The organism is Nostoc sp. XA010, from assembly GCF_020829625.1.
Lineage (GTDB): Bacteria > Cyanobacteriota > Cyanobacteriia > Cyanobacteriales > Nostocaceae > Nostoc.
On record NZ_JAIVFX010000009.1, the window covers coordinates 71,551 to 84,313 of the forward strand.

Annotated in this window: 5 protein-coding genes; all 5 read left to right on the forward strand. The window is 38.3% G+C overall.

Annotation, left to right across the window (positions count from 1 at the left end):
* Positions 1-6: 6 nt before the first annotated feature.
* Entirely contained in the window at positions 7-5,742 is a 5,736-nt protein-coding gene (locus LC608_RS15485) for a non-ribosomal peptide synthetase (protein WP_229554383.1), read from the forward strand.
* Positions 5,743-10,134, forward strand: a complete 4,392-nt coding sequence (locus tag LC608_RS15490) for a non-ribosomal peptide synthetase (RefSeq protein ID WP_229554384.1) — start codon at positions 5,743-5,745, stop codon at positions 10,132-10,134.
* 66 nt (positions 10,135-10,200) lie between these two features.
* Positions 10,201-10,947, forward strand: a complete 747-nt coding sequence (locus LC608_RS15495) for a class I SAM-dependent methyltransferase (RefSeq protein WP_229554385.1) — start codon at positions 10,201-10,203, stop codon at positions 10,945-10,947.
* Positions 10,948-10,980: 33 nt separating this feature from the next.
* Entirely contained in the window at positions 10,981-12,432 is a 1,452-nt protein-coding gene (locus tag LC608_RS15500) for an aminotransferase class III-fold pyridoxal phosphate-dependent enzyme (protein ID WP_229554386.1), read from the forward strand.
* Between the two features lie 71 nt (positions 12,433-12,503).
* Positions 12,504-12,710, forward strand: a complete 207-nt coding sequence (locus LC608_RS15505) for an MbtH family NRPS accessory protein (RefSeq protein WP_229554387.1) — start codon at positions 12,504-12,506, stop codon at positions 12,708-12,710.
* Positions 12,711-12,763: the final 53 nt, after the last annotated feature.

Genomic DNA, 12,763 nt, shown 5'->3' on the forward strand with positions numbered 1-12,763 from the left:
AAAATTATGACAGACCTTACTAAACGAATTGCTGCCCTTTCTCCTGAAAAGCGCGAACTGCTGATGCAACGGCTGAACCAGCAAACAGAGAAAGTTGTACCCACCATTATTACTGCTCAAACTCGAGAGTCTAACTCTTTTCCCTTATCTTTTGCCCAAGAGAGGCTGTGGTTTATCGAGCAGCTACAACCAGGTAATGTTTTTTATAACATTACTAATGCTGTGCGTTTGCAAGGTAAGCTAAATATAGCGGCACTAGAACAAAGCATCAACGAAATTATTAGACGGCATGAAGCTCTAAGAACTACTTTGACTGCCGTAGAAGGAAAACCGATTCAAGTAATTGCTTCATCTTTAAGCTTAAAACTATCAATAGTTGATTTGTGTGAAGTACCATCGGCAACTCAAGAGCAAGAATTACAAAAAATAATTATTGAAGAATCTATAACTTCTTTTGATTTGCTGCGGGGCCCGTTACTGCGGGTGAAGCTATTGCAGTTAAATCAAACAGAATACGTGATGGTATTTACTATGCACCACATCGTTTCTGATATTTGGTCAATGGGAGTGCTAGTAGAGGAAGTAGCCGTACTCTATCCAGCTTTTTGTCATAGTAAGGTATCTCCTCTCCCAGAATTGCCCATTCAATACCCTGACTTTGCAGTTTGGCAAAGACAGTGGCTACAAGGCCAGATATGGGACAAGCAACTAGCTTACTGGAAGCAGCAACTAGCCAATCCTCCAATACTGCGTCTACCTACTGACCGACCACGACCAGCAATTTCTAGTTTGCAAGGTGCGACTCAATTGTTTGTCTTATCAAAGGATTTAACTGAGGCGTTAAATTCCTTAAGTCGCAGTGAAGGAGTAACTTTGTTTATGACTTTGCTGGCAGCTTTTAAAGTTTTATTGCACCGCTACACTGGTCAAGAGGATATCTGCGTAGGTTCACCAATCGCCAACCGTAACCGAGCCGAAATTGAGAAACTCATTGGTTTTTTTATCAACTCTTTAGTGTTGCGGAATCATCTCAGTAACAATCTGACTTTTCGAGAGTTGTTGGTGAGAGTGCGTGACGTAACATTAGGAGCTTATGATCATCAAGATTTTCCTTTTGAAAAAGTAGTCGAAGAACTTCAACCAGGGCGGAACTTAAGCTACAATCCGCTATTTCAGGTTGTTTTTCAACTCCAGAATACACCTATGGAAGTGCTCGATTTACCTGATTTAACTTTAAGTATGGTGGAATACGAAAATCAAACAGCAGCATTTGATTTACATCTGTCCTTATCAGAAGAAATTGATGGGGAAATTAGCGCAAGTTTGGAATATAGTACCGAATTATTTGATGCAACCACAATTGCGCGGATGATAGAAAATTTCCAAACCTTGCTTGCTGGTATTGTTGCTAATCCTCAAGCCAAGCTGTCTGAGTTGCCACTATTAACAGAGACGGAACAACATCAACTGCTTGTAGAGTGGAATGATACTCAGGTCGAGTATCCTTTAGAAAAGTGTCTTCATCAATGGTTTGAAGCCCAAGTAGAACAGACACCTCATGCAGTAGCAGTGGTCTTTGAAAACCAGCAGTTGACATACAGTGAACTCAATGCAAAAGCAAACCAACTAGCGTTTTATTTGCGTTCCTTGGGAGTAGAAGCAGATAGTTTAGTGGGAATTTGTGTAGAACGATCGCTTGAAATGTTAATTGGGATTTTGGGTATTCTCAAAGCTGGTGGTGCCTATGTTCCCTTAGATCCGACTTATCCCCAAGAACGCTTGGCTTTTATGTTGGAAGATTCCCAAACCTCAATTTTATTATCTCAACAGCACCTAATTGAGAAACTTCCCCCTCATCAAGGGCAAGTAATTTGCTTAGATAGCGACTGGAACAAAATCGCTACTCTAAGCTCAGAAAATCTTACCTACAATGTTAACTCCCATAACCTAGCTTACATAATTTATACTTCCGGCTCCACAGGTAAACCTAAAGGTGTTTTGGTGAACCACGCAAATGTTGTGCGTTTATTTACGGCAACTGATCAATGGTTTCACTTTAATCAGCAAGATGTTTGGACATTATTTCACTCCTATGCTTTTGATTTTTCCGTGTGGGAAATATGGGGTGCGCTTGTTTACGGTGGACGGCTAGTAATAGTTCCTTACTGGATTAGTCGCTCACCAGATGCTTTTTATAACTTACTCTCTCAAGAGCAAGTCACAGTTCTCAATCAGACTCCCTCTGCTTTTCGGCAGTTAATGTGTGCAGAAGCGGAAGCAAATGACAACACCAAGCCACTAGCCTTGCGTTTGGTAATATTTGGTGGTGAAGCATTGGAAATTCAAAGCGTAAAGCCTTGGTTTGACCGTCACGGCGACCAAGTACCACAATTAGTCAATATGTACGGTATTACAGAGACTACCGTACATGTTACCTATTATCCTTTGACTAAAGCTGATCTTGAGCATACAAAAAGTTTAGTTGGTCGTCCCATTCCCGACTTACAGGTTTATTTGTTAGACCAAAATAGACAACTAGTACCAATTGGTGTACCTGGAGAGATTTATGTTGGTGGTGCTGGTGTGGCGCGAGGCTATCTTAATCGTCCCCAATTGACTGAGGAACGCTTTATTAATAATTGTTTTGCTAACAACTCAACAAAGGTTTACAAAACAGGTGATTTAGCCCGTTATTTACCCAATGGAGAAATTGAATACTTGGGAAGGATTGACCACCAAGTTAAAATTCGTGGCTTCCGCATTGAGTTAGGAGAAATAGAAGCGAGTCTCAGACAACATGAGTCTGTAGAAGATGCCTTAGTTATCAGCAAAGATAATCGATTGATATCTTATGTGATTCCAAATTCGGGAAAAATTGCTCGCCAGCTTGTACCAGAAGTGCGCCAATATCTCCAGGCAAAGTTGCCTGAGTATATGTTGCCTTCAGCATTTGTGTTAGTTGATGCTTGGCCACTAACAGTAAATGGTAAGATCGATAGGCGATCGCTTCCCTCTCCCGATGAGACACGACTGGAGTTAGAAGCAGATTATGTGGTTGCACGCAATCCCATCGAAGAAAAACTGGTATCAATTTGGTCTGAAGTTTTAGTTGTGCAGCAGATAGGTGTTCATGATAACTTCTTCAATCTAGGTGGACACTCACTGCTGGCTACTCAAGTGATATCACGGGTGCGAGACGCTTTCAATGTGGAACTGCCGTTGAGTTGTTTATTTACTAGCCCTACTGTTGCTGGGTTAGCCGAAAGCATCCAAACCAAGTTACAATCAGTAAATATTATTGAATATCCCCCAATTCAACCTGTTTCACGAAATGGAGACTTACCCCTCTCTTTCGCTCAACAACGCTTGTGGTTTCTTAGCCAGCTAGTACCGGATAGTTCCCTATACAACGTTTCTGCACCTGTTCGCCTCACTGGTTTGCTAGATATAGCTGCACTAAAAAATAGCTTTAATGAGGTTGTGCAAAGACACGAAATTTTGCGAACTAGCTTTGTTGCTGTAGAAGGACAACCAATTCAAGTTATTGTTCCAAATTTAGATTTGTCATTACCGATTGTAGACTTGCAAGCACTAGAACCATCAGAACAAGCCACCCAAGTGCAGAATTTGGCTACAGAAGAAGAATTAAAGCCTTTTGATCTCGCTTCTGGTTTTTTACTACGAGTCAAGCTGCTGCGACTGCATCAGACAGAACACATATTGCTATTGACAATGCACCACATTATTTCTGATGGTTGGTCAATGGGGATTTTAGTTCAAGAACTAGCAACTTTGTATGAGGCTTTCTGTACTGGCAAACCTAACCCACTACCACCTTTACCAATACAATATGCTGATTTTGCAGTGTGGCAAAGACAATGCTTACAAGGAGAAGTTTTAGAATCTCAATTAGCCTATTGGAAACAACAATTATTAGGTGGAAATTTACCAACATTAAACTTACCTATTCAGCGTTCGCACCTCCCTGTTCCGAGTTATAAAGGTGCTAGTTACAGTTTTGAACTATCTGGAAATTTATCACAACAGATTCTCGAATTGAGCCGCCAGGAAAATGCAACTTTATTTATGACTTTACTGGCAGGTTTGCAAATTTTACTTTACCGCTACACCAATCTAGATGATATTGTAGTTGGTACTGATATTGCCAATCGTACTCAGAGCCAAACTGAATTATTAATTGGTTTCTTTATTAATTTGTTAGTTTTACGTACAGATATGCGCGGTAATCCCAGTTTTCGGGAGTTATTACAGCGAGTGCGTGAAGTCACATTACAAGCTTATGCTCATCAAGATTTGCCTTTTGATAAATTGGTGGAAGAGTTAAAGACTGAGAGGGATTTACAACAAACGCCTCTATTTCAAGTTCTGTTTGTTTTGCAAAATACACCTGCACGAGAAATTGAACTTACTGATTTGAAATTACATCCTCTGGAAACTGAAGATGGAAATTCAAAGTTTGATTTAGCTTTATTTGCGGTAGAAACAGAACAGAAAATTTCATTTAACTGGAGATACAAAACAGATTTATTTGACGAAACAGCGATCGCTCGTCTATCAAGTCATTTACAAACCCTCCTTACTAGCATTGTGGCGCAGCCAGATACCAAGATTAGTTCTTTAGAAATGCTAACTCCAGACGAAATAAAACAACAAATCAGCGGAAAAACAAAACGTCAGTCGGTTAACTTGCAAAAATTCAAAATGGTCAAGCCTAAAGCTATTAGCTTGACTCAAGAACAATTAGTTAAAACTGGTTATCTTCAGCCAGGACAAACTTTACCCTTTGTTTGTCAACCTAATGTCTCTGGCTTGGATGTCATTGATTGGGCTAAAAGCAATCGAGAATTTCTCGAAACTAATTTATTGAAACATGGTGCTATCCTCTTTAGAGGCTTTAATACCAATTCAGTAACGGATTTTGAAAACTTTGCTCAAGCTATTTGTCCAGAATTATTTGGTGAATATGGTGATTTACCACGGGAAGGATTAGGTGGCAAAGTCTACGGCTCTACACCTTATCCAGCAGATAAAGCTATTTTATTCCACAATGAAAGTTCCCACATGCACAGATGGCCAATGAAAATTTGGTTTTACTGTGTACAACCAGCACAAGCAAGGGGAGAAACTCCAATTGTTGATTGTCGCAAGGTTTATCAATTGTTAGATGCTCAAATCAGAGAAAAATTTGCCACAAAGGGATTAATGTATGTCCGTAACTACACAGATGGACTAGATGTAAGTTGGCAAAACTTTTTTCATACCACTGATAAATCAGCAGTTGAAAGATTCTGCAATCAAAATGGAATTGAGTGGGAATGGCAAGCAGAAGACGGTTTAAAAACTAAAGAAATTCGGCAAGCGATCGCTAAACATCCCAAAACAGGTGAATGGGTATTTTTTAACCAAATTCAATTACATCATATCGCTTATCTAGATACATCAGTCCGTGAGTCTCTCTTATCGTTATTCGATGAAGAAAACCTACCCCGAAATGTTTATTACGGTGATGGCGCACCAATTGAGCAATCAGTAATTGATGAAGTTACTGCTGTTTATAAACAAGCTGAAATTATTTTCCCTTGGCAAAAAGGAGATGTTTTAATGCTTGACAATATGCTGGCTGCACACGCGCGTAATCCCTATGTAGGAAAACGCAAGATTGTCGTAGCAATGGGCGAAATCGTGAATGGTAAAAATATAGAAGTTAAAGGAGTTAAATAAATGCAGATTTTAGAGAATGTTATTAACGGTTTTCGACTTTCACCGCAACAAAAACGTGTCTGGTGTTTACAAAAAGATAGCTTTGCTTATCGCGTTCAAGCTGCTATCTCCGTAGAAGGCAGTTTGAAAATAGATGTCCTAAAATTAGCTTTAGAACAAGTCGTTAATCGTCAAGAAATTCTCCGGACTAATTTTATCAAACCACCTGGAATAAAAACTCCGATACAGAAAATAAATGCTCAAGGATTACTCTTTTGGCAAGAAATTGATTTAAGCGATCGCGCCTATCCAGAACAATTAAATCAAGTCGAATCTTTGTACCAACAAGAAAGGTTAATCTCTTGGCATTTTGAGCAAGGTGCGCTGTTGCGTGCTGTGTTAATTAAGTTGTCGGTAAATAAGTCTATTTTACTGCTAAATCTACCTGCAATTTGTGCTGATAGATGGTCAATCAAAAATTTAGTACAAGAAATTAGTCAGTGTTATAGTACTTACTTGCAAGGTATAGGGCTAAACAACGAAGAAGTCGTACAATACTTGCAATTTTCTGAATGGCAGAATGAATTACTAGAAGATGCAGATGCAGAGGTTGGCAAACAATATTGGGACAAATATAATCTGTCTGCATTACCAAAATTATCACTACCTTTTGAGAAGAAGCTGATAGCTAACTCTGCTACTTTTAATATCGGCTCTTATGAGTGCAAAATTGAGTCTAAGTTGTTAGCTAAAATAGCCGCTATAGTTGAAAAACATCAATCTTCAATTTCTGACTTCTTACTTAGCTGTTGGCAGATTTTATTATGGAGATTGGCTAAAAAATCAAATATTGTTATTGGTATCGCTGCGGATGGACGTAAATATGAGGAGTTGGAGACAGTCGTCGGACTTATTACCAAATATTTACCAATATCGTTAAAATTAGAAAATAACTTAGTATTTAGAGAAGTATTGCAAGTAGTTAGCGAATCAGTACAAGAAGCTAGGGAATGGCAAGAATATTTCGCCTGGGAGAATTTCACGGAATTTACAGATACTGATATTGATTCTGCTTACCTACCTTTTAATTTTGAGTTTCAAGCAGAAACAGCAAAGTATTATGCTGAAGAAGTTTGCTTTTCAATTGATAAAGAGTTCGCCTGCACAGATCGATTTAAAATCAAACTTTCCTGCTACCAGAAAATAGATTATTTAACAGCTACCTTCGACTATGATGTTAATTTATTTAGTGCGGAAGTTATCGAACTTTTAGCCGGAAATTTTCAGACTTTACTAGAAAGTGCTGTTGATGCTCCTGACACTCGAATTGCTCATTTAGAGATATTAAATGAGAACGAGCGCCAGCAATTGTTAATCGCATTTAATAATACCCAAGCCGACTTTCCTCAAAATAAATGTTTTCAGCAACTATTTGTAGAGCAAGTATTACGTACACCTGACAGTATTGCTGTTGTATTTGAAGACCAAAAATTAACTTACGCTCAACTAAATTCTCGCTCTAATCAATTAGCACATTATCTCCAAAAACTAGGAGTTCAACCAGAAGTATTAGTGGGGATATACATGGAGCGTTCGCTTGATATGATCGTTTCCCTACTTGCTATCCTCAAAGCTGGAGGTGCTTACCTACCCCTAGATCCAGCACTACCAGCAGCAGCCTTAGCTTATCGTTTACAAGATGCTGGTGTATCTGTCCTTTTAACACAGCGATCGCTAGTTAGTAAAATTCCCGCCGACACTACACAAATAATTTGTCTAGATACAGACTGGGAACTAATTAACTCAGAAAATCCAGAAGATTGTTTAAGTAAGGTACAGCCGAACAACTTAGTATATGCCATCTATACTTCTGGTTCTACAGGTCAACCAAAAGCAGTTGCGATCGTACATTGTCAACTTGTTAACTATATTTACGCAATCATAGACAGATTAGACTTTGCGAAAGGTGCTAGCTTTGCTACAGTTTCCACTTTTGCAGCAGATTTAGGCAATACAGTCATCTTTCCCGCATTGTGTACAGGTGGATGTCTGCATATCATTCCTCAAGAAACAGCATCTGATCCTCAAGCACTCGCTGACTATTTCCAGCGCCATCCGATAGACTATCTCAAAATAGTTCCCTCTCATTTCACTGCTCTTTTGGCTGCATCTCCAACCTCGTCAATCATACCCCGCAAGAGTTTAATTTTGGGTGGTGAAGCCAGCAGTTGGCAACTAATAAACCAACTCCAAAAACTAGCAGGTGAATGTCAGATTTTTAATCATTATGGTCCTAGTGAAACAACTGTAGGAGTGTTGACTTATCCTATCACTCAACAAACACAACAATTATCATCAACTGTTCCCTTGGGACAACCTTTAGCTAATACTCAGGTTTATGTCCTAGACGGACAATTGCAACTCGTACCAATAGGTGTACCGGGTGAGTTGTATATCGGTGGTGCGGGGTTAGCCAGAGGTTATTTAAATCAACCAGAACTTACAGCCACAAGATTTATTCAAAATCCCTTTGTATCTGATTCTCAAGCACGTTTATATAAAACAGGAGATCAGGTACGCTATTTAAGTGATGGTAATTTGGAATTTCTGGGACGAATCGATCGTCAGGTAAAAATCAGAGGTTTTCGTATCGAATTAGAGGAAATTGAAACAATACTTAAACAAGATTTAGGTGTGCAAGAAGTGGTAGTTACAGCTACAGAAGAAACACTAGATAACAAACGTTTAGTAGCATATATAGTTATTAGACCTCAGTTTCGTCTGAACAATCATAATTATCAGGCGATCGCCAGTGTTCTTCGCAGCTTTTGTTTAGATAAACTGCCAGAATACGCCATCCCCTCTACTTTCGTACTACTCAAAGCGTTACCACTAAAAACTAACGGTAAAATTGACTATCAAGCATTACCAACTCCCGAACAAAATCGTCCTGAACTAGAACAACTTTATGTAGCACCGCGTACAGGCTTAGAAAAACAACTAGCGGAAATTTGGTCAGAAATCCTAGGTTTAGAACAAGTAGGAATTTATGATAATTTCTTTGAGTTGGGTGGACATTCCTTACTTATTACTCAACTACTGGCAAAAATCCGAAAAGCCCTCAGTATAGAACTTCCTTTAAAAATTTTATTTGATGCACCTACTATTGCTGATTTAGCCGCACAAATAGACAACCCACAAATAGCTACTTCAGATATCAATCTTGATTCCGAGGCTGTTTTAGACCCAACAATTGTTCCTGCAACTAAATATATATATAAACAAACCCCACCTGCTGCTATTTTATTAACAGGTGCGACAGGTTTTTTGGGAGCTTTTTTACTTTACGAACTCCTACAAAAAACTACAGCAGATATCTACTGTTTGATTCGGGCGAAAACAACTGATATTGCTACAGAACGACTGCAAAATCATTTAAAATCTTATTTATTGTGGGATGAAAGTTTTAATCAACGTGTTATTCCCTTAATAGGAGATTTAGCTCAACCACTTTTAGGAGTTTCAGCCGATAAATTTGCAGCGATCGCTGCTCAAATTGATATCATTTATCATAACGGTGCATTCGTCAATTTCACTTATCCTTATTCCCAACTTAAAGCTGCAAATGTCTTGGGAACTCAAGAAATTTTAAGATTAGCGGCGCAAATTAAAGTTAAGCCAGTACATTTTATTTCTACCATTGGCGTTGTTGGTGCTGCTGACTCCGGTGTAGAAATCATCCGAGAAGAGATACCGATTAATCACAGTGCAAAAATAAGTAGTGGCTATACCCAAAGTAAATGGGTAGCAGAAAAATTAATCACCATAGCAGGCGATCGCGGAATCCCCATATCTATATATCGGCCAGGACGGATTTCTGGAGATAGTAAAACAGGCGTTTGCAATATCGATGACCATACCTTTAGAATGATTCGCGGCTGTATCCAACTCGGTAGCGTCCCCAAGGATGACACGATGGTTAACCTAACCCCTGTAGATTATGCCAGTCAAGCGATCGTTTATTTATCTCAACAAGAAGCCTCATTAGGCCAAGTTTTTCACCTGATCAATCCTCAACCTTTACCTTGGAGAGAAGTAGTTAACTCAATCGTCTCCTTTGGCTATTCACTTAAACAAATTGACTACCTACAATGGCGTTCAAAACTACTGAAAGAAGTCGAGCGATCGCCTGATAATCCCTTGTCTCCCCTAGTTGCAACAATGGCTAATAAAGAATCTCAAAACACCAGTATTGAAGATTCCGCAACCCAGCAAATTGATATGCAAAACACCCTCACTGGATTAGCAGAAACTACAATTATTTGTCCACCACTGGATCAACAATTGTTAAGTACCTACCTTTCATACCTAATTCGCAGCGGCTTCTTAGAACATCCCTCAAACCATAAATAACAATAAAACTCTGCGAACCTTAGCACTTATCTCAGCGTCACTTTGCATTTTAAATCCGATAAACTTATGCTTTCATCAACTTGTTATTCCGCTTACGATCCCTTTGCTCGCATCATCAATGAAACTTGGGGGACAGAAGTTAGCGAATCACTACTTCCTGATATAGAACAATTACTACTCAAATATCTTCCTCAAGAAGCTCAAATTCTTGATATTTGCTGTGGAGCAGGACATTTAGCTCATAAACTACTCCAAAAAGGATATAAAATTACTGGAATTGATGGCTCTGAAAAACTAATACAATATGCCAGAGAGAACGCTCCTAGTGCTAAATTTATCATTGATGATGTGCGTGATTTTAAATTAACATCAAGCTTTCATGGAGTAATTTCTACAGATTGTGGTCTTAATCATGTCATCAATCTAGAAGAATTAACCAATGTATTTAAAAATGTATATACAGCACTCCTCTCCGATGGCTTATTCATGTTCGACTTAAGTCTAGATCGGCGATATCAGTCTGATTGGAATAACTCAATGCTTGGAGATATAAAAGATGAGTATGCTTGGGCGTTAAGGCGGAGCTATAGCTCAGAAAAAACAATCGGTACAATCGATATTACTATATTTGAATTAATTAATGATAATTGGCAACGTCACGATATTACTTGGTTAGTTAAAGGCTATTTTCAAGCACAAGTCTTATCTGCTCTCAAAAGTGTAGGATTCCAAAAAGTAGAATGCTACAACAAAGACGATATTCTCACAGGAACAGATGATGCTATCGTAGCTTATTTTGTATGCACAAAATAAAAAAACCATTATTTAAATAACACCAAAAAATATATGTTCATTGCCCAACAAAGTTCTTTAATCGATACGCAAAAAATCGGTGAAATAGTATCTACGATCAATCTAACTACACATCAGCAAAAATATTTAGAAGATTTTATTACCCGCTATAATCAAAAGACCAAAATATCAAAGCAGCTTTCCCAAGCCCACCGTCCATTTTTAGCTGATAATAAAACTTTTGTTGATTTTCATATTCCTCTTAAAGAAATTTTTTATCCTATTGTTACGAATCGTTCTTCTGGCTGCAAAATATGGGATGTGGATGGTAATGAATATATAGATTTAGTGATGGGATTTGGCGTTAATCTTTTTGGACATAACCCACCTTTTATCAAGGAAGCATTAGCAGCACAACTAGAGAAAGGTATACAGCTAGGTTCTCAAGCCGAAATTATAGGTGAAGTTGCTCAATTGATTTGCGAACTCACAGGAATGGAGCGAGTCGCTTTTAGTAACACAGGTACAGAAGCCATAATGACAGCAATTCGTATGGCAAGAACAGTTACAGGACGTAAGAAAATTGTCATATTTTCTAACTCTTATCATGGGCATTTTGATGGTACACTAGGAAAAGTGAAAATTATAGATGATAATTTACAAACTGTACCAATTGCACTAGGAATACCGTCAAGTTTTGTTGAAGATATTTTAGTTTTAAAGTACGGTGAACAGGAATCAATTGAAGCGATCGCCAATAATGCTCAAGATATAGCTGCGGTTTTAGTTGAGCCAGTTCAAAAAGAAAATTTAGATTTACAACCCCAAGCCTTCCTTCAGCAACTGAGAAAATTAACCAAAGAATCGGGAATAGCCTTAATTTTCGATGAAATGGTCACAGGTTTTCGCATTCATCCAGGTGGCGCTCAAGCTTGGTTTGGAATAGAAGCAGACATAGCCGCCTATGGTAAAATCGTTGGTGGTGGAATAGCGATCGGCATCATTGCAGGCAAAGCCAATTTCATGGATGCGATCGATGGTGGAATGTGGAATTATGGAGATTTATCATCTCCTGACCAAAAAACTACTTTTTTTGCCGGAACTTACTGCAAACATCCCCTAGCTTTAGCTGCTGCTAAAGCAGTACTAGAACATTTGAAAACTCAAAGTTTTACTCTACAAAATCAGTTAAATCAACGCACAACCAAGTTTGTAAAAACCTTGAATAATTACTTTGATCAAGAAAGATTACCTATCCAACTCACAAATTTTGGTTCACTTTTTGGCCCTGTTTATTCAGAAAACGATAGCGAAGAAGATGCTGGCAATCCCGATATTTCCTTAGCTTATAATTTACTTTATTATCATCTGCTTGACCAGGGAATTATGTTGAGAGGAAATGGAGGATTTTTATCTACAGCCCATACAGATGAAGATATTAATCAAATTATTCAGGCTGTTAAAAATAGCATATCAAAACTCCGAGAGGGTGAATTTTTACCTTAATACCCTCAAACTCTGAGCAGTGCGAAAGTAGTTTAAGTCATACACATTTACTTAATTCAAAGGACGTAATAATGTATCAAGGCGATCAAGAAGACACCACTATTTACAAAGTTGTAGTCAATCACGAAGAACAATATTCAATTTGGGCATCTGAAAAAGAAAATCCTCTTGGCTGGAAAGATGTAGGCAAATCAGGGCTTAAATCAGAATGTCTTGAATATATTAAAGAAGTTTGGACAGATATGAGACCTTTAAGCCTACGTCAGAAAATGGAGTAATCATCTAGCAAAAATTAATCATAAATCAGTTCTCAATTGTTATTTATAGAGAA

Excerpts from the sequence above, each read along its gene's own strand:
- LC608_RS15485 (WP_229554383.1), top strand. The coding sequence starts at position 7 with ATGACAGACCTTACTAAACGAATTGCTGCCCTTTCTCCTGAAAAGCGC.
- LC608_RS15490 (WP_229554384.1), top strand. The coding sequence starts at position 5,743 with ATGCAGATTTTAGAGAATGTTATTAACGGTTTTCGACTTTCACCGCAA.
- LC608_RS15495 (WP_229554385.1), top strand. The coding sequence starts at position 10,201 with ATGCTTTCATCAACTTGTTATTCCGCTTACGATCCCTTTGCTCGCATC.
- LC608_RS15500 (WP_229554386.1), top strand. The coding sequence starts at position 10,981 with ATGTTCATTGCCCAACAAAGTTCTTTAATCGATACGCAAAAAATCGGT.
- LC608_RS15505 (WP_229554387.1), top strand. The coding sequence starts at position 12,504 with ATGTATCAAGGCGATCAAGAAGACACCACTATTTACAAAGTTGTAGTC.